This is a genomic window from Brevibacillus borstelensis, assembly GCF_003710865.1.
Lineage (GTDB): Bacteria > Bacillota > Bacilli > Brevibacillales > Brevibacillaceae > Brevibacillus > Brevibacillus borstelensis.
This window is the reverse complement of record NZ_RHHO01000011.1, coordinates 81,127-98,672: the sequence shown is the minus strand read 5'-3', so window position 1 is coordinate 98,672 and position 17,546 is coordinate 81,127. Positions and strand designations below refer to the sequence as shown.

Annotated in this window: 17 protein-coding genes and 3 tRNA genes; 12 read left to right on the top strand and 8 right to left on the bottom strand. The window is 52.7% G+C overall.

Going from position 1 to position 17,546, the window contains the following annotated elements; all coding sequences use genetic code 11:
- Positions 1-79 precede the first annotated feature (79 nt).
- The 5 genes from EDM54_RS05330 to EDM54_RS05315 all read left to right on the top strand — a co-directional run bounded on the left by EDM54_RS05330 (position 80) and on the right by EDM54_RS05315 (position 4,797).
- Positions 80-1,666: a spore germination protein gene (locus EDM54_RS05330; RefSeq protein WP_003388996.1), complete on the top strand. Its 1,587-nt coding sequence runs from the start codon at positions 80-82 to the stop codon at positions 1,664-1,666.
- Positions 1,663-2,769 (top strand): GerAB/ArcD/ProY family transporter, encoded by a 1,107-nt coding sequence (locus EDM54_RS05325; protein ID WP_003388995.1) that lies wholly within the window; start codon positions 1,663-1,665, stop codon positions 2,767-2,769. Before EDM54_RS05330 ends, EDM54_RS05325 begins: the two co-directional genes overlap by 4 nt.
- Positions 2,762-3,988 carry a Ger(x)C family spore germination protein gene (locus EDM54_RS05320; protein ID WP_122957898.1) on the top strand — a complete coding sequence of 409 codons (1,227 nt, stop codon included), beginning with the start codon at positions 2,762-2,764 and terminating at the stop codon, positions 3,986-3,988. The genes EDM54_RS05325 and EDM54_RS05320 overlap by 8 nt, the downstream gene beginning before the upstream one ends.
- A gap of 12 nt (positions 3,989-4,000) precedes the next feature.
- The gene (locus tag EDM54_RS26375; protein WP_003388993.1) at positions 4,001-4,162 is read left to right on the top strand and encodes a hypothetical protein; all 162 of its coding nucleotides are present in this window, start codon (positions 4,001-4,003) and stop codon (positions 4,160-4,162) included.
- 110 nt (positions 4,163-4,272) lie between these two features.
- Positions 4,273-4,797 carry a type 1 glutamine amidotransferase domain-containing protein gene (locus tag EDM54_RS05315; RefSeq protein WP_122957897.1) on the top strand — a complete coding sequence of 175 codons (525 nt, stop codon included), beginning with the start codon at positions 4,273-4,275 and terminating at the stop codon, positions 4,795-4,797.
- 164 nt (positions 4,798-4,961) lie between these two features.
- Here the strand turns inward: EDM54_RS05315 and EDM54_RS05310 are convergent, their stop codons facing one another.
- Both EDM54_RS05310 and EDM54_RS05305 read right to left on the bottom strand, forming a co-directional pair.
- The gene (locus EDM54_RS05310; RefSeq protein WP_024984833.1) at positions 4,962-7,139 is read right to left on the bottom strand and encodes a heavy metal translocating P-type ATPase; all 2,178 of its coding nucleotides are present in this window, start codon (positions 7,137-7,139) and stop codon (positions 4,962-4,964) included.
- A 371-nt stretch (positions 7,140-7,510) separates the two neighbouring features.
- On the bottom strand, positions 7,511-7,882 hold the full coding sequence (locus EDM54_RS05305) for an ArsR/SmtB family transcription factor (RefSeq protein WP_003388988.1): 372 nt from the start codon (positions 7,880-7,882) through the stop codon (positions 7,511-7,513).
- Between the two features lie 286 nt (positions 7,883-8,168).
- On the opposite strand from EDM54_RS05305, the gene EDM54_RS05300 reads away from it, so the two are divergent.
- The 4 genes from EDM54_RS05300 (at position 8,169) to EDM54_RS05285 (ending at position 11,475) form a co-directional block, all read left to right on the top strand.
- Complete coding sequence (locus tag EDM54_RS05300) at positions 8,169-8,411, top strand: FeoA family protein (RefSeq protein ID WP_003388987.1); 243 nt, start codon at positions 8,169-8,171, stop codon at positions 8,409-8,411.
- A gap of 4 nt (positions 8,412-8,415) precedes the next feature.
- On the top strand, positions 8,416-9,144 hold the full coding sequence (locus EDM54_RS05295; RefSeq protein ID WP_003388986.1) for a FeoB small GTPase domain-containing protein: 729 nt from the start codon (positions 8,416-8,418) through the stop codon (positions 9,142-9,144).
- Entirely contained in the window at positions 9,122-10,528 is a 1,407-nt protein-coding gene (locus EDM54_RS05290; RefSeq protein WP_039071064.1) for a nucleoside recognition domain-containing protein, read from the top strand. Before EDM54_RS05295 ends, EDM54_RS05290 begins: the two co-directional genes overlap by 23 nt.
- 134 nt (positions 10,529-10,662) lie before the next feature.
- Positions 10,663-11,475 (top strand): HipA family kinase, encoded by an 813-nt coding sequence (locus tag EDM54_RS05285; protein ID WP_024982838.1) that lies wholly within the window; start codon positions 10,663-10,665, stop codon positions 11,473-11,475.
- A gap of 139 nt (positions 11,476-11,614) precedes the next feature.
- On the opposite strand, the gene EDM54_RS05280 is transcribed toward EDM54_RS05285, so the two are convergent.
- From EDM54_RS05280 to EDM54_RS05265, 4 genes are all read right to left on the bottom strand, one after another.
- Positions 11,615-11,697: transfer RNA gene (locus EDM54_RS05280), tRNA-Leu, on the bottom strand.
- Positions 11,698-11,712: 15 nt separating this feature from the next.
- Positions 11,713-11,789: transfer RNA gene (locus EDM54_RS05275), tRNA-Pro, on the bottom strand.
- A 65-nt stretch (positions 11,790-11,854) separates the two neighbouring features.
- Positions 11,855-11,931, bottom strand: a tRNA-Arg gene (locus tag EDM54_RS05270).
- Between the two features lie 183 nt (positions 11,932-12,114).
- Complete coding sequence (locus EDM54_RS05265) at positions 12,115-12,591, bottom strand: hypothetical protein (protein WP_003388983.1); 477 nt, start codon at positions 12,589-12,591, stop codon at positions 12,115-12,117.
- Between the two features lie 133 nt (positions 12,592-12,724).
- Between EDM54_RS05265 and EDM54_RS05260 the strand changes: the two genes are divergently transcribed.
- The 3 genes from EDM54_RS05260 to EDM54_RS05250 all read left to right on the top strand — a co-directional run bounded on the left by EDM54_RS05260 (position 12,725) and on the right by EDM54_RS05250 (position 15,501).
- Positions 12,725-12,949 (top strand): hypothetical protein, encoded by a 225-nt coding sequence (locus EDM54_RS05260; protein WP_003388981.1) that lies wholly within the window; start codon positions 12,725-12,727, stop codon positions 12,947-12,949.
- A gap of 185 nt (positions 12,950-13,134) precedes the next feature.
- Entirely contained in the window at positions 13,135-13,560 is a 426-nt protein-coding gene (gene fosB / locus EDM54_RS05255; RefSeq protein WP_031931860.1) for a metallothiol transferase FosB, read from the top strand.
- Positions 13,561-13,770: 210 nt separating this feature from the next.
- Positions 13,771-15,501, top strand: a complete 1,731-nt coding sequence (locus EDM54_RS05250) for a protoglobin domain-containing protein (RefSeq protein WP_122957896.1) — start codon at positions 13,771-13,773, stop codon at positions 15,499-15,501.
- A 27-nt stretch (positions 15,502-15,528) separates the two neighbouring features.
- Here the strand turns inward: EDM54_RS05250 and EDM54_RS05245 are convergent, their stop codons facing one another.
- Positions 15,529-17,049 (bottom strand): tripartite tricarboxylate transporter permease, encoded by a 1,521-nt coding sequence (locus tag EDM54_RS05245; protein WP_122957895.1) that lies wholly within the window; start codon positions 17,047-17,049, stop codon positions 15,529-15,531.
- A 16-nt stretch (positions 17,050-17,065) separates the two neighbouring features.
- Positions 17,066-17,542, bottom strand: a complete 477-nt coding sequence (locus EDM54_RS05240; RefSeq protein WP_122957894.1) for a tripartite tricarboxylate transporter TctB family protein — start codon at positions 17,540-17,542, stop codon at positions 17,066-17,068.
- Between the last annotated feature and the right edge of the window lie 4 nt (positions 17,543-17,546).

Below are 17,546 nucleotides of genomic sequence, written 5' to 3'. Positions count from 1 at the left end.
CGCATACTTTCCTGCAGATTGGAAAAAATCCCAATAAGAACTTTCACATTTTTCCTGTAAGGGAGGGGGGCGAATCCGATTGTTTCGCAGAGTATGGGAAAAATGGAAAAACGAAGCAATAGCATCTTGCCGGAAACAGCAAAGCAGCCATTCTGATCAACAGGCTTCCAATAAAACTCCGCTTTCCGAAAGCTTGCAGGAAAATCTCGATATCATCAAACAGCGCCTGGGGAACCCGCAAGACCTGATCATCCGTCCATTTCTGATCGACAATAGCGGACGGGCTTGCGCTGTAGCCTGCATCGATGGACTGGTAGACAGCGAGCTCGTTCACGACAAGGTAGTAAAACATATACAGCTGCTGATGTCTCCCGCCGGCAAAGCTATCCCGGCACCCGACGAAGATATCATGGCTTTTATGCTCAATGAAGTGCTGTCCATTATTGAGGTGAAAACCGGAACCACCATGGAGGAAGTCCTGGACGCCATGCTGGTGGGAGATACCGCCTTTTTCGTGGACGGTTCCCATACAACCATTTTGATTGACAGCAGGGGCTGGGAGACGCGTGGCATCGAAGAACCTGTTTCGGAAGGTCTCGTACGCGGACCTCGAGACGGCTTCAACGAGAACATCCGGGACAATACAGTCCGCATCCGCCGCCGTGTGCGGGATCCCAAGCTTCGTTTTGACGCCACTACTGTCGGAAGGCGGAGCAAAACAGACCTGATCGTCGCATACATCGAAGACATCGCACATCCGAATATCGTAAACGAAATCAAACGGCGCATCTCCACCATTGACATCGATCAGGTGGAGGAGTCAGGTTATATCGAGCAATGGATCGAGGATAATTTCTTGTCGCCGTTTCCGCAAGTACAAAACACGGAGCGTCCGGATAAAGTCGCATCGGCCCTGTTTCAGGGGCGTGTTGCCATCATCCTGGACGGTACCCCCATGGTGCTTTTGGCTCCGGTTACACTGGGCATCATGCTTCATTCTCCCGAGGATTTTTACGAACGGTGGATGGTAGGCTCGCTTGCGCGGGTGCTTCGGTACCTGGCCTCTTATCTGGCCGTCTTTTCTCCAGCCCTCTATATCGCGCTGGTCACCTTTCATCCGGGACTGATTCCCTCGGATCTCGCCTTTTCCATCGCCGCCACCCGGGACGGCGTTCCGTTTCCGGCTGCCGTCGAATCCCTGATCATGGTAACCACCATGGAGCTGCTGCAGGAGGCGGGCTTGCGTCTGCCAAAGCCGATCGGACAAACGGTAGGCATCGTCGGCGGGCTTGTCATCGGCGAGGCAGCCGTTTCCGCCGGGATCGTCAGCCCTGTCATGGTCATTGTCGTGGCGATTACTGCGATCGCTTCCTTCGCCATTCCTTCCTATAATCTGGCCATCGCTTTTCGGATGATCCGTTTTGGCGCCATGCTTGCCGCTGCCATGTTTGGCCTCTACGGCGTGGTTCTGGCTTTTATCCTCATCGTCATCCATCTCACCAATCTGACCAGCATTGGTGTGCCCTACCTGGCACCACTTGCTCCGCAGCTTGTTTCCGACTGGAAAGATTACATCCTGCGCGCTCCTATCACGTTCTTCAAAAAACGGCCGGACATGCTGCAAACGAAAGACAAAACCCGCATGAAAGCAGGGAGATCGCAATGAACACCTTACCCTACGCGGATCAGAAGATTGGACAAAAAGAGATGGTGTTTATTGTCGCCAATGTCGTCATCGGGGTGGGCATTCTCACTTTCCCCCGGACTCTGGCTGCCAAGACGGGTTCGATCGACGGATGGATCTCGATCCTCATCTCCGGTCTGGTGGCTTCGGTGATCGGCTGGCTGCTGGGCAAATTGGCCAGTCGCTTTCCCGCAAACTCTTTTTTTGAATATGCGTCCCTGATCGTAAGCCGGCCCGTCGCACAGGTCATTACTTTTCTTGTCGGCATCTACTTCCTGCTGTTTGTTTCTTTTGAAGCCAGGGCTCTCGGCAATATCGCCAAGCAGTATTTGTTTACGACTACTCCTGTTGAAGTGATTACGCTCGCTTTCTTGCTGATCGTTCAATATGCTGTGGCTGGCACACGGATCGCCCTGCTGCGGCTGAACATGCTGTTTTTTCCGATTGTGCTGCTGATCAGTGCCGTTGTGCAGCTCTATTCGATCCAAATGCTCGAGCTGGATAACGTCAGACCGCTGTTCACTACCGGATTAGGTGCCCTTTTGCAAGGCTCAAAAGAAGTCAATCTGTCGTTTTCCGGCTACGAGGTCGTCCTTTTTTATACGCTGCTGATGACCCGGGCCGAGGACGCTCCCAAGGCCGTCGTGAAAGGACTGTTGATCCCTATTTTCCTGTACCTGACGATCTACATTTTTGTCATCGGCGTATTCTCCGCTGAGGTGGTGAAAAACTTGACCTACCCGACGATTGAACTGGCCAAAGACGTCGAAGTGCCCGGAGGGTTTATCGAACGTGTGGAGTCGCTCTTTTTCACCATCTGGATCATGACGATTTTCAATTCCTGCACGGTCTTTTTCGATCTGGCGATTTTCAACCTGGGATCGATTTTCCCGAACGTCAGAAAGTTCACCTGGCTTTTGATCATCTCCCCTCTGGTCTACATGATTTCGCTTTGGCCGCAAAATCTGGTTCAGTTTTTCTCGCTGGGGGACCAGCTCGTCTATTTTGGAATATTCATCACTTACCTGGTCCCGATTCTTCTCTTGCTGATCGCCAAATGGAGGGGGGTGCGGGGAGATGAGTAAAAGCTCGGCTCGCCTTTTAGTGTCGGTATTATCCGTCTCCCTCCTCTCCGGCTGCTGGGACCAGGTACAAATCGAGGAACGCGGCTTTGTAGTCGGCGTTGGAATTGATTTGCCGTCCTCCAAAGAGATGGAAAGACAGGCAGAAAAGGAGGCTCCGGACAAACCGAAAGGGAAACGGCGGTATCTCGTTACGCATCAATTCGTCGTTCCGGGAGGACTTGTCTCAAACTCGCAAGGAGGAGGCGGCAGCCAGAGCAGCACGGGCGACCCGTTCCAGAACCTGACGTCTGAGGGAGATTCTCTGTTCGAAATCTCGCGTGAGCTGGCTGTCCGGACAAGCCGTTCACCGTTTTATCAACATTTAAAGGTTGTCATCGTCTCCGAGGAAGTGGCGAAATCGCCCAATACGTTTGCCGATGTTCTCGATTACTTCTTGCGCGATCCTGATTTGAGGAGGACCAGCAAGGTCATGATCTCCAAAGGGAAGGCCAAGCCTGTCCTGGAGGTAAAACCGAAAACGGAAAAGCTCCCTTCCCTCTACATCAACTCTGTTGCGGAAAATACAGACCGCACAGCACGCATGATCCCCGAGGTTCGCTTGGGGGAAGTACATGAAGATATGATCAACGAGTTCAGCTTTGTCCTCCCGCGTATTGTCGCCGCCAACAATGAAGTGAAAGTAGCAGGCGCTGCCGTATTTCAAGGCCAGGGAAACAAGATGATCGGCTTTCTCGGAGAGGAGGAGACGGAAGGATTGAACTTTCTCTTGGGAAACGTCCAGGGAGGGCTGCTGAAAACCAAAGTGAAAGACAATCTCGTGATCTTCAATATTCAGGGAACGAAAAGAACGATCAAGGCCGACGTCCGGGATAAAAAACGCATGCGTTTTCAGTTTTTCATCGAATGCGAGGGCGTAATCGCCGAGTCCTTCGAGCGCTTGGACTTTATGGAGAGTCGCATCATGGATAACCTTCAAAAGACAATCGCGGCAGAGATTGAAAGGCTTTCACATGATGCCATCCGCAAAGTGCAGAAGAAAATGAAAACCGACGTGTTGGAACTGGGCACATATGTAAAACAAACCCATCCTGATCTGTGGAAGCAACTCAAAGAGGACTGGGACCACGGCCGAAATCTGTTTGCCTCCAGCGAGATTGAAGTGAAGGCCGTTGTCTACATCCGCAATGGAGGGTCGGTGAACAGGACGGAAATCCGTTAGGAGGATCGGTTTATGCTCAGAAAGATATTCGGTACTCTGCCGCCTTATTTGACATTTTTCGGGGCGGTTTTGTCCATCTTGATCCCGTGGCTGTTCTACAAGGCTTCTCAAAAGCTTCACCAATATGGCGATCCGCCGTGGAAAAATGGAAGCACCGGTCAGAAGGGGGAATGACCTCCCCCTTTTTTCCTGCTGAGCAAGGGAAGCCTGCAAAGAACAGCGCAAGTTGATTTTGATTCATGTATAATGGCATACAGAAACATCGCTTGGGGGAGGTATTTTCGATGCGGCTTGCAGGTAAAAAGGTTTTATGCCTGGTTGATGAAGAATTTGAGGACTTGGAGTTGTGGTACCCGATTTACAGAGTGCAGGAGGAAGGAGCAGTCGTTCATCTGGCAGGTCCCGTCAGCTGCAAAAGCTATACGGGCAAATACGGCGTGCCTGCAAAAGCGGATTTTGCTTTTGCTGACATCAACATCGACGAATACGACGGTCTGCTGGTACCTGGCGGCTGGGCGCCCGACAAGCTGAGGCGCTATCCGGAAGTGCTCGCTTTTGTACGCCGCATGAACGAACGGGAAAAGCCGATCGGACAGATCTGCCACGCAGGATGGGTTTTGATCTCCGCAAAAATCCTGGATGGCCGCAGGGTTACCTCGACGCCAGGCATTCGCGACGATATGGAAAACGCTGGCGCGATTTGGCTGGATGAACCAGTCGTGGTCGACGGACATCTTGTTTCCAGCAGACGTCCGCCCGATTTGCCGGCTTACGCAAAAGCATTTTGCGATCGCTTGGCAGGTGTATAAGCCATTCCTTTGAAGCGGCAAAAGCCACCCCTGTATTTCAGGAAGGTGGCTTTTGTTTTTGCTATTGCTTTCGGCTGCTGTCTTTTATCGTATGCGGATGGGCCAAATGCCCGGCAAGACGACCTCGCTGCATACGAGGCGTTTTTCCAGCAAGCGGCGCGGTCTTATCCTCCATCCTTTGAGCGCAGGAGTCTCATGCCGTTGGCAATCACGATCAGCGAGCTTCCCGTGTCGGCGAGCACAGCCATCCAGAGCGTCGAGTAGCCAAACAGAATCATCAGCAGAAAGACAACTTTGACGAGCAGAGAAAATGCGATATTCTGCTTGATGATGCGAAGCGTCCGCCTGCTGAGGCCAATCGCGTATGGCAGCTTGGACAAGTCATCAGCCATCAGTGTAATATCGGCGGTTTCCATCGCCGTATCCGAGCCGGCTCCGCCCATCGCGATCCCCACTGTTGCCGCAGCCAGAGCCGGAGCATCATTGACTCCATCCCCCACCATGGCTACGCCCTTCGAGGTGGACTGCCACGCTTGAATCGCAGAAAGCTTGTCGGCCGGGAGCAGTTCTGCCTTGTACGCGGTCAGCCCCAACCGCTCCGCTACGGCATGGGCCGTTCCTCTGTTGTCCCCGGTCAGCATCGCTACCTGTTTTATGCCCAGCTGCCGGAGTTTGGCGACGACCGAAGCGCTCTCCTCCCGCACCTGGTCAGCCAATCCGATCAGGGCGATGACTTGCTGTCCGCAACCAAGCAGCATCAGTGTCTGACCTTTTTGCTGCAGCGCCTCGATTCTCGACTGTACAGAGTCGAGCGCAAAATGAAGCTCATTTTGGAACCAGCGTGGGTTGCCCAGATAGTAGTCGTTGCCGTCCACAGTCGCTTGCACACCGCGCCCCGTCACTGATGTAAAACCGTTGATCGGCATGGGCCTCACTCCGATTTGCTGTGCCCGCCGCAGGATCGCAGCTGCCAAAGGATGTTCGGACATCGCTTCCAGAGAAGCAGCGATGGCCATTACCTCAGCCTCATCTCTTCCTTCCAGCGGGATGACGGTTGTCACTTCTGGCCTCCCAACTGTGAGTGTTCCCGTTTTATCAAATGCGATGGTGCTGATCGCGCCCAGCCGTTCGAGATGGACCCCGCCTTTGATCAAAATGCCGTGTTTGGCTGCGTTGCCAATCGCAGACACGATGGAAACAGGCGTGGAAATGACGAGCGCACACGGGCAAGCCACTACCAGCATCATCAGTGCCCGGTAAAACCAGAGCTCAAACGGCTCCTGCAGAAACAAAGGGGGAACGACGGCGATCAAAGCGGCGACCACGATCACTGCCGGCGTATAATACTGGGAAAACACATCCACAAACCGCTGCGATGGAGCTTTTTGCGCCTGCGCTTCTTCCACCAGATGGACGATTTTGGACAAGGTATTCTCCTCAAATCGCCTTGTTACCTTGATCTTCAGCGCGCCCTGCTCGTTGATCGTGCCCGCAAAGACGTCGTCACCTGCGTTCTTTTCGACCGGCACGGATTCTCCTGTGATCGGGGCCTGATTGACCGTGGAAACACCCTCGATGACCGTACCGTCCATCGCGATCTTCTCGCCGGGCCTGACGAGGACGATCTCCCCTACATGGATCGACTCGACAGGAAGTCTTACTTCCCGCCCCTCCCTTATGACGGCCGCTTCCTCCGGCGCCAGCTTCATCAGGCTGCGGAGAGACTGACGCGTCCGATCCATCGTATACGCCTCCAGTGTCTCCCCAAGTGAAAACAGGAAGACAACAGCCGCCCCCTCTGCCCATTCACCAATAGCCGCAGCGCCGAGAACGGCAATCGTCATCAAAAAATCGATGCCAAGCGTCCTGGACTTCAAGCCGTATATCCCGCTCTTGGCAATGCGAAAGCCGCCGATGACAATCGTTGCCGCATACAGCAAGGTGATGACGGTCTCCGGAATCCCGGCCCATAGATCAAGCGTCCACGCCACGAGAAAAATGGAACCGGAGATCAGCGTCGACCACGCCTTCTTGTTTTGCTGCCAGAAGCTCTTGTTTTCCAGCTGCTTCTTGTCCTTCTCCAGTACCGCGTCATAACCGGCCTGTTTGACTGTCCGAACAATCGCCTCCTCAGCGTTCTCTTCGTGCAGCACAGTCATTTTGGCAGCGCCGAAGTTGACCACCACTTGAGAGACAGACGCGAGCGCCCCTACCTTTTTTTCCAGGCCGCGGGCACAGTCTGCGCAATCCATGCCGCTGATGCGAAAGACAGTTCGCTGCCCGTCCCCCTGGATATCGGCCGATGCTACCGCGGCATCCGGACCTTTTTCCCCATCGTGCATATGATGATGATGCCCATCGTGATGACTGTGCGAATGACTATGTGAACTGCAGCATGAGGCAGACTGTGAGCCTGGAGCGGCTTCACTTCCGTGTGAGACTGCCTTGACAAGCGTCTCTGACTGGACCAGGGGCTCACAACAACCAGGTTTTCTGGACATCTCCAACACCCCAACATATGATTAATTGTTCATATTTGAAATCTCACCCTTATCATATTTTTCCATCGTCCGAAAAGTCAACACCCTTTTTTCTCCCATGGCAAGATTTCGCAAAATAGCCTCGTCAGCTTTTTTGAGTGCATGTCCTTTCCTTTTCCCAATAAAAAAACCCGGCAGATACCGAGTTTTCCTAAAACATCTGCTATTTTTGCTTATTCGTGCTTCAGATGCTGCAGGGTCTGAACAAAAATTTGTTCCATATGGTCATCATCCAGCGAGTAGAAGACCGTCTTGCCCACCTTGCGCCGCTTTAAAATCCGCAAATTCCGCAGATACCGCAATTGATGGGATACAGCCGACTGCCCCATCCCCAATGCCGTCGAAATATCGTGGACACACAATTCCTGCTGCAGCAGCGCGTAAATGATTTTGACCCGCGTCGGATCTCCCAGTGCGCGGAAGAGATCGGCCAAATCAACAGCCGTTTGATCATCTATCATTTTATCCTCAAGTCTTGCGGCGTCCAAAGCCTCCGACCCTTGACACGTATCATCGCATGCTTCCTGCATTTCGCTCTGACCCATCCAACACACCACCCTCATCAATAAACCCTCTTTTGTCAGTATAGCAAAATTCGCGCAAGGTGTCGTCCGCGACTGTATCATTCATGAGCATTCGCGGCCCTGCTCGCAGCCCCATTTTACGCATGACGGAGAAGACCCGGCCCAAAAGTTGCACTCGGTAAACTTTTTGTTGCTGAGCGAAAAATATTGGTCTATACTAAATTTTAAAGAGAAACATATAGACAATTGCTCATAGTGTAAGGAAGAGGAAGCAATTTGCCTTTTATTTAGAAGGAGGCAGGTGTCCATGTCATCACCAATCCGTTTGCTCGACGCGAAAACCGGCACCAAGCTCCGATTGACAAAGCTGGAAGTCACAGGGGTGCTTCGCAGAAGATTGCTCGATCTGGGGTTTGTCCCCGGAAACGTGGTGGAAGTTCTGCAAAAAAGCCCGCTCGGAGACCCGACTGCCTTTCGCGTAAACAATACAACGATTGCCCTCAGAAAAGAGGAAAGCGGTCTGATCTTCGCAGAATTGCTGGAGGTGTAATCACATGATGGAAAAAACAATCGCTCTGGCAGGAAATCCAAACACAGGGAAAAGCACGCTGTTCAATGCCCTGACCGGATTGTCCCAGCATACGGGAAACTGGGCCGGAAAGACCGTCACGATGGCTGCCGGCCATTTTGAATACCAAGGCCAGGCATATCGGATCATTGATCTTCCCGGCACGTATTCACTGTATTCCAACTCCACTGACGAAGAAGTGGCGAGAAACTATATTATTCTGGAACAGCCCGATGTTACTGTTGTCGTCCTGGATGCGACTTCGCTGGAACGTAACCTCAATCTTGCGCTGCAAGTAATGGAAATGACCAATCGGGTCGTCCTCTGCATCAATTTGATCGACGAAGCCATGCGTTTGGGCGTGCGCATCGATGTCGCAAAGCTCCAGGAACGGCTTGGCGTACCAGTCGCAACGATTTCGGCCCGCAAAAAAATCGGCATCGACGGACTGCTGGAAAAAGTCGGGCAAGTCGCTTCAGGACAATTGATCCCTGAGCCTGCGCCAATCGTGTACAGCCGGGAGATCGAGGAAAAAATCAAAATGCTGGAGCCTCACGTCGTCCGCCTTTTAGGGAACCGGTTTCCTCCGCGCTGGGTGGCGCTTCGCCTCCTAGACGGCGACACGGATCTCATCTCCACACTGAAGTCGCCTGCGGGCGCTCCAGCGGCGGAAGCCGGGGAGGTGATGCAGCTTGGGAACGCCTCTTGCCACTGAAAAACCGGATTCGCTAGATGCTCTCTATGCAATGGCGCAAAGGCTGGCAAACGGAGAGTCGATCCGCGACGAGATCGTCGGCGACATCTACAGAGCGACTCATTCCATATGCCACGAAGCCGTAAAGTACGAGGACAAAAAAAGGCTGGAGCAGACGTATCGTCTCGACCGCATCGTGACTTCTCCCATCTGGGGTTTTCCCATCATGCTGGCCATTCTTGGCGTGGTCTTCTGGCTGACGATCGCTGGTGCCAACGTTCCCTCTTCGATGCTAGCCTCTTTCTTTGGCGTAATCGAAGACTATTTGACTGCCGGATTCCAGGCTGTTCATGCGCCGGATTGGCTGTACGGCGTTCTGGTTCTGGGGCTGTATCGCGGGACCTCCTGGGTCGTCTCCGTCATGCTTCCGCCGATGGCGATTTTCTTTCCGATCTTCGCCCTGTTGGAAAATTTCGGATACTTGCCGCGAGTCGCCTTTAACATGGACCGCTTGTTCAAAAGCTCGGGGGGCCATGGGAAGCAGGCATTGACCATGTCCATGGGATTCGGCTGCAATGCGGCTGCGATTCTGTCGACGCGGATCATCGAGTCGCCCCGCGAGAGAATGATCGCGATTCTGACCAACAACTTCGTTCCCTGCAACGGCAGATGGCCTACCTTGATCCTGTTGGCCTCCCTCTTTATGGCTGCAGGCGTCGCCAGTCAGTACACCACGCTCGTAACAGCTCTGGTCCTGATGGGAATGGTACTGATCGGCATCGTCGTGACGCTTGCCGTCTCCTGGATTTTGTCCAAGACTGCGCTGCGCGGTGTACCGACGCACTATACATTGGAGCTGCCGCCGTTTCGCAAGCCGCAAATTCTGAAAACCGTCCTCCTCGCCTCCAAGGACAAATCGCTGAGTGTTCTCAACCGCGCGATTATTGTTGCGGCACCGGCAGGGGTGATCACCTGGATTTTGGGCAACATCACGGTAGGAGATGCCAGCATCCTTGCACATATGGCTTCGTTCTTTGATCCATTTGCTCACGCGCTCGGACTGGACGGCTATATCATCATGGCCTTTCTGCTCGGCCTGCCTGCCAATGAAATCGTTTTGCCGATCCTCCTGATGGGCTATCTCTCCTCCGGCGCGATGGTCGATCTGGAAAGCACGGCGAACATCAAGAATATTTTCCTGGCACACGGCTGGACATGGCTTACGGCGCTGAACATGATGTTGTTTTCGCTTTTGCACTACCCTTGCGGAACCACGCTGTTTACTATTTACAAAGAAACAAAAAGCGTCAAATGGACGGTGCTCTCGGCAGCCATTCCGCTTTGCATCGCCATTGCGGTCACGTATGCAACGACACAGATTGCCTATGCATTTGGCTGGGTATAACTCCTTTTCGACAAGAAAAAATGGAAGCAAACGATTTTGGGCGGCCCTTATTGGCCGCCTTCCTTCTTTTTTCACCTCCAAATAACCTTTCGTCACATACACTGTATGAAACTTATGTTTTCAGGAGGACCATTGTGGGACGATGGAAATGGAAGTTCAAAAAGGTTCTTCGCAACAGATACGGAAGAGAAATATGGATCGTGAAAAACCGAGAGGGAACGCAGGGGTATTTTAAATTCCCGGTGACCAGACAGCGGAAAAACTATCGTATTCTGCTCGCAAACGAGTATATCGCAGCGGAGCTTGCCAAGCTTGTCGGACTCCCCGCAGCCAAGGTAAAGGAGATCAGAGTAAAAGGGCGAAGAGGATGGAAAAAACGGGGGATTGTTTCCTTGAAAGCCACGGCAAAGGAAGTGATCCCGTGGAAGAAAGCTTCGCCAGAGGTTCACCGGAACCCGGAGCAGCATGTCCATCAATCAGACCTGTTGGCTCAGCTTGCGGTTTTCGATGCCTGGATCATGAATCCGGATCGGACCAACCGAAACCTGATTCTATACCGCAATCAAGCCGATGATCGCTACCGTTGGTACCTGATCGATCACGGCATTGCTCTGTTTGGATCGCCGGAGAGGTGGAAGACCAAAAAAGCGCGCCGACCGCAGAGAAGCGGGGCCCTCTTTCCCCGTACCAACAGAAGAAAAAAGCAGTTGCGCATTCCAGCCGGGTTAAAACGCTTCACATCGGACAAACGTTCACTGGTTTCGCAAATGGTTGAAAAAATACAAGCCTTGTCTCCCCAGGATATCAAGAGAGCCATAAACAAGGTACCGCAAAAATACTTGAAAAAATCGGAGAAAGCCTATATCAAGAGGTTATTGTGCGCAAGACAAAAAACGCTGCCCGCCATCATGAACGATGTCCTGGCCCACATCCGGCCTGCTACCTGAAGCTGCTCAAGTCGAAAGCGCTCCTGAAAAGGCAGCGGATCATCTCCCTGCCGACCAGCCGTGTACAGAAAATATTCGATAAAAAAAAGATGAGAAACAGGAGTTGATCACTGTTTCCCACCTTGCAAACAATATGTATTGGTGCCGGTAGAGGGACTTGAACCCCCACGGTTTCCCTCACGATTTTGAGTCGCGCGCGTCTGCCAATTCCGCCATACCGGCACGTATGAAATTCGATGGTCGGGAAGACAGGATTCGAACCTGCGACCCCTTGGTCCCAAGCCAAGTACTCTACCAAGCTGAGCTACTTCCCGACATTGACTGTGGTGCAGGTTCCCGAAAAGATATCGTTTTCGGAAAACCAGCTTTTTGAGGCAAATGGCGTGCCCTGAGAGATTCGAACTCCCGACCTTTTGATTCGTAGTCAAACGCTCTATCCAGCTGAGCTAAGGGCACATTTTGTCTGATTTTGTCGCACCTAGGCGACAATTCAATAATATACATGTTTTTATGTAAAAAAGCAAGTAAAATCTTTACCACCTCCTCATTTCCTTCCCCTTGCATCCCGGGAAGACTGCTTTTTTCACCCCGATACAGGCAGGTTTCGCTTGCGAGTACAGGAAGACCGCTGCCGCTCATTTACGCGCAATTGATACAGGCAGAGCAGCAGCCCGTCGATACCTTTCGAAAAGATCGGTTGAACGGATAGTCCAATGGATGGCGTCCGTAAACAATCCATTGTCCCTTTGCGTTTCGGCGCAATTGATACACGCGGAAAAACCGGTCGTCCTTGTCAAAGCCAAACCAGACGGCGATCGTCACCCTGCCTTTTGCATGAGAGAGCAATTTCTTTTTGAGAATGGGCGGCGCTCCAATTCCGTCCCCTACGGGTATGGCCAGACGTCCCCCAATCCTTCTCAATTGCAGATTCCGGATCACTCGCTCCGCCAGACAAGCAGACATGCTTTTTTGCAAGTACCGCTTGATTTTTACCTTGGAATTGAAGCGCTCCGGGAGCAAAACTCCTCTTTCCCCGATTCGCTTCCTGGCCGAAAAGACGATCGTCCAAAACGAATCCTCGGCCCTTGCAATCGCCCGTATCCATGCTTTGTTCATCCGCAAACACCTCCTGTTTTAAAGGTATGCATCTGTCCTTCTGCACGGTTGTGCTGCTGTCATGCCACATAATTTTCCTCCGGGCGGACAATCTAAATGAGACAGATGATGACGAACAGGAGGAATGGTGCTCGTGCCAGCACAAATCAACACCGACCAATTGAAAAAGGCGGAGGTATCCGCTACTCTTGCCAAAACGCTAATTACGCAGGCGATTGAACAGTCCGCCGCCAACCCGCAATTGGCGGAGCAAGCACTCAAGCAAGCTTCCGAAGAGATTGCCCAGGCGCAAACGATGGTCTCCCAGGTGCAATCGACGATCCAGACACAGTCTCAACAGCAAGGACAGCAAGCCTGAAAAATAGGGCAGATCCGTGGCGGTCTGCCCTTTGCCTTTCCCAGAGACCCAAGAGCTTTTTGCAAGGAAACAACCGATAATCAGCGCGTTTCCGACCTGGCATAAGTCAGGGGTGTCTTTTTGCTTTCTGCACGTTCACCCAGTTACAATAGCAGAAGCAAACCTATTGGAAAGGCTGGATTCGCATGTTGCAACTGCAAGGTATCAATCATTTGCTTTTTTCTGTTTCCGACCTGGAGCGTTCCATCCGCTTTTATCAGGACGCACTTGGAGCCAAGCTGCTTGTCCGTGGCCGAAAGCTGGCCTACTTTGACTTAAACGGCCTGTGGCTCGCCCTAAATGAAGAGACAGACATCCCCCGCAATGAAATTCACCAGTCGTACACACATATCGCCTTTTCTGTGGAGGAGAACCAGTTTGAAGAGTGGAAAGATCATCTCATAGCGTCGGGTGCTGCCATTTTGCCCGGGCGCGAGCGGGATGAGCGGGACAAGCTGTCGATTTACTTTACAGACCCGGATGGCCACAAGTTTGAGCTGCATACCGGCACCAGGGAGGATCGGCTGGCTTACTACCGGGAAACCAAGCCTCACATGACTTTTTTTGACTAATACCAGACGCTACGGACTAATTAGTGGCAAAATCTTCCCATTCATGAGAAATTTCCTTTTTCCCGCTTGTCATCCATGGTAGACTAGTTCAAAAGAACTATTTTATTAGCTTTTTTCCCCACAAATAAAACGGTGAGAGACAACAGTGTAAAAACCGGCCTATCTCCTTGTCAGGAATAGGTCATTTTTACGACAGCGGAGGTATTTTTCATGTTATGGAAACATTCGAATTCAATCGCATCCAATAGCAGAGCCTTCCCGATCAAGGATAGCGACGTGGAGCCCCCCGAGCGAATTGAGAGCAAGGTCAAATTTTTGCATCTGACCAATCACGATCTGGAGATGATCCGTCGCTTGCAGCCACTCTTGCAGGAGGTAACGCCTGTCATTACCGATCAGCATTACCGCATGCTGGGCGAATTTCCCGAGCTTCTGTCGATCATCGACCAAAACACGACGATTGAGCGGCTGTCCGGTTCTTTTCGCCGCTACTTGCAATCGCTCGCCACGGGAGAACTGACTGAGGACTATATTGCCGGCCGGGAAAAAATCGGTGTCATTCATAGCAAAATCGGATTGGCCCCTGAGTGGTACATGGGCTCGTATTTGCGTGTCTACGAACATCTGGTGCCAGCCATCGTCAGCGCTTACGCCAAACGTCCCGCGGAGCTGTCTGACGCCCTTCTCGCACTGCTCAAGGTCATAACGCTCGACTCTCAAATCGTGCTGGAATCCTATCAGGCGGACAACGACTTCAAGGTAATTGACCGGCTGGGCAATGTGCTGGAGCTCGTCATGCAGATCGATAAAATCAAACACGTACTGGACAGGCTCGGCCGCACCACCGACGAGGCTGGCAATGTGAGCACCGCTGCGGAGCAGCTCTCCCTGTCCGTTCAAAAGGTGGCCCAATCGTCAGCCGAGGTAGCGGAAAATGCCCTGTCCGCCATGGAACAAGCGGACAGGGGCAAGGAAATTATCGCCTCCTCCCTCACCGACTTTTTGGCCATGGCAGAAGAATTTTACGAAACCAAAGCGAAAATCGCCCAGTTGCAAAAGTCGATTGACAAAGTATCCCAGGTCGTGGAGATGATCCGTTCCATCGCCGATCAGACGAATCTGCTCGCCCTCAACGCATCGATCGAGGCAGCGCGGGCGGGGGAACAAGGACGGGGCTTCGCGGTCGTGGCCGGGGAGGTCCGGAAATTGGCGGAACAGACAAAATCCTCCGTCCAAACGATCACCGCCACCATTCAAAATGTTCAGTCGGATGCCAATCTGGTAGGCCAAACGGCTGAGCGGATGACCGGACAGATCGATGAAAGAGTCGCCCATACAAGGGAGGCCATTCAGCTATTCAACCTGATTGTGGAGAGCATCAAAGAGGTCAGCCGCTCTACGGAACATATCGCGGCCATCGCAGAAGAACAGTCCGCCGCCACCTCCGACATAACCAGGCGCGTCTCCAGCGTTCAGGAAAACATGGAATTGATCGCAGCCAATGTGTCCACCGCTGGCCAGAACGTGTACGACATCGGCGTCGCTGTCAACGAATTGCATAAACTCAGCATCAGCCAAACCTCTTCCCTGCGGGACAAGCACTACCTGCGAATCGTCAAGACCGATCACCTGCTGTGGAAGTGGTGGCTCTACAACTTCATGCTCGGATATCACCAGATCGAAGAAAATGAGCTGGTCAACCATCACCAATGCCGTTTGGGGAAATGGTACGACGCGGCCAAAGAAAACGGCTCGCTCGGCTCTCTGGAAACGTTCCGAAAGCTCGAGGAGCCGCATCGCCAATTTCACGAGCTGGTACGCTCTATCTTCTTCCATGTAAAGGAAGGCAGACACCAGGAGGCACAAGCAGCTTTCTCCCGTCTGGAAGAGGTGTCCGAAGCGGTGATCCGGTGCCTGGATGAGTTGGCTGACAGCTTATAGGCATGTCCTGGCAGCGATGAAGCCCATTTACTTCACTTCAGTTGCCTGGGGTTTACGCTTGTTTTGCCCGAGTGAAAATGATTTTGAGAGAAGCGGGTACAACAGCGACACTGCAGCCATCAGCAAGATGACCGCCGATATCGGTTGCGTGAGAAAAGAAGTGAAGTCTCCGTCGGTGATCAGGAGCTGCCGACGGAAGGTTTCCTCCATCATCTTTCCCAGAACTAACCCCAAAATCAGCGCAGCCGGGGAGAATTCGTACTTTTTCATGTAATACCCGATCAGTCCAAACGCGAGCATCAGCCACACCTCAAACATGTTGTTGGAAACCGCGTACGAACCGATGACGGACAAGCCGATGATGATCGAGGCGAGTATGGAATACGGAAGCTTGAGAACCAGACCGAAGCTTCTGACGCCTACGCGCCCACCGATAAACGTGATGGCGCTGGCGATCAGCATCGCAAAGAAAATGCAGTACAGCATCAGCGGCTGCTCCGTCATCAGCTGCGGTCCGGGCTGCAGGCCCTGAAGAGTCAGCGCCGCAAGGATAACGGCGGTGGTCGGACTCCCGGGAATCCCGAGCACCAGCGTAGGGATCATCGCTCCGCCGGCCGCGGCGTTGTTGGCTGCTTCCGGCGCGATCACGCCCTCTTCTGCTCCATTGCCAAACTTCTCTTTGTTCTTGCTGGACCGCATCGCTTCTCCATAGCTCACAATCGAAGCGATCGAACCGCCGGTCCCCGGCAGGATTCCGATCAAGGTCCCGATCACGGAGGCTTTTAACACGCACCACTTATGGACGAACAAATCTTTGAGCTTGTACCCTTCCAGCTTGATTTTTTCGGTGGTCGTAAAGTTCTGTGTCTTTGCTCTCTCCGCCACCTGATTCAGCACTTCGCCCAGCGCAAAAGCGCCGATCATGATCGGAATGAACTCGATCCCGTTCAAAAGCTCAATCTGGCCAAACGTAAAACGCTCCGTGCCGACGATTGGGTCAATCCCGATCATCGCAATTGCAATCCCGAGCAAACCGGAAATCAGCGCTTTTGTCATGTTTTTCGAACCGATGGCGGAAATGACCGTTATGCCTAAAAATGCGAGAGCAAAATACTCGGCGCTCTGGATTTTGAGTGCCACCTGCGACAGCGGCGGAGAGAGAAACAGCATGACAAATACGGAAAAGATACCGCCAAAAGCAGAAGCGCTGATAGACAAACCCAATGCCCGCCCCGCTTTGCCCTGTTTGGCCATGGGATAACCGTCAAACGTTGTGGCGACCGCTTCGGGAGTGCCCGGCGTATTGAACAGGATCGCGGTAATCGAGCCGCCGTACGCTGCCCCTGCATATATGGACACGAGCAGGATGATAGAGGGAATGATTCCCATGTAATAGGTGAACGGAAGCATGAGCACGATGGCCATGGAGGAGCTGATGCCGGGCAGCGACCCGAACAGCACTCCCAGAAGCATGCCCAGCAGGATGAGTGCCAAATTGCCAAGGGACAAGGTCGTCGCCAGACCCTCGGCAAATAAATTGATGTCCATGATATTCTCCCCGTTCTCAGTAGATGTAGTAACTCAGCGTTTTGAGCGCTTCCACACCTCTTGGCAGCGGAACACTGAGCAGATTGCCGAACAAAAGCGTAAAGCTGATCGAAATGACCCCCGATAGGCCGACTACCTTTCCCACCTTTTTTTCTCCGAGCAGCAAGAGAAGAACAAGCAGCAGAAGAAAGCAGGCAATCAGAAAGCCGATGATATCCACGGCGAGCACGAAGGCGGCGATGCTGACCAGCAGCCCGACAAACTCCTTGGAAAGCTCAGGCGGCCGATGCTGCTCCCCGGTACTCTTTTTTCTCTTTCGGATTGTCTGGAAAAGCGAGAAAAGAGCTAGCAGAATCGCCAGGATCAAAATGCCTTGCGGAAAACCTGCCGGGCCGATCGGATCGCTGGCCCGCGCCGTATCGATGAAAAGCGACTCTTTGAAAAAGTAGCCGATTGCTCCAATCAGCAGAACATGAAACACGATTTCTCCCATTATG

Coding starts and splice junctions, on each gene's coding strand:
- EDM54_RS05250 (WP_122957896.1), top strand. CDS start 13,771: ATGTTATGGAAACATTCGAATTCAATCGCATCCAATAGCAGAGCCTTC.
- EDM54_RS05320 (WP_122957898.1), top strand. CDS start 2,762: ATGAGTAAAAGCTCGGCTCGCCTTTTAGTGTCGGTATTATCCGTCTCC.
- EDM54_RS05325 (WP_003388995.1), top strand. CDS start 1,663: ATGAACACCTTACCCTACGCGGATCAGAAGATTGGACAAAAAGAGATG.
- fosB (WP_031931860.1), top strand. CDS start 13,135: ATGTTGCAACTGCAAGGTATCAATCATTTGCTTTTTTCTGTTTCCGAC.
- EDM54_RS05245 (WP_122957895.1), bottom strand. CDS start 17,049: ATGGACATCAATTTATTTGCCGAGGGTCTGGCGACGACCTTGTCCCTT.
- EDM54_RS05295 (WP_003388986.1), top strand. CDS start 8,416: ATGATGGAAAAAACAATCGCTCTGGCAGGAAATCCAAACACAGGGAAA.
- EDM54_RS05300 (WP_003388987.1), top strand. CDS start 8,169: ATGTCATCACCAATCCGTTTGCTCGACGCGAAAACCGGCACCAAGCTC.
- EDM54_RS05305 (WP_003388988.1), bottom strand. CDS start 7,882: ATGGGTCAGAGCGAAATGCAGGAAGCATGCGATGATACGTGTCAAGGG.
- EDM54_RS05265 (WP_003388983.1), bottom strand. CDS start 12,591: ATGAACAAAGCATGGATACGGGCGATTGCAAGGGCCGAGGATTCGTTT.
- EDM54_RS05315 (WP_122957897.1), top strand. CDS start 4,273: ATGCGGCTTGCAGGTAAAAAGGTTTTATGCCTGGTTGATGAAGAATTT.
- EDM54_RS05310 (WP_024984833.1), bottom strand. CDS start 7,139: ATGCACGATGGGGAAAAAGGTCCGGATGCCGCGGTAGCATCGGCCGAT.
- EDM54_RS26375 (WP_003388993.1), top strand. CDS start 4,001: ATGCTCAGAAAGATATTCGGTACTCTGCCGCCTTATTTGACATTTTTC.
- EDM54_RS05240 (WP_122957894.1), bottom strand. CDS start 17,542: ATGGGAGAAATCGTGTTTCATGTTCTGCTGATTGGAGCAATCGGCTAC.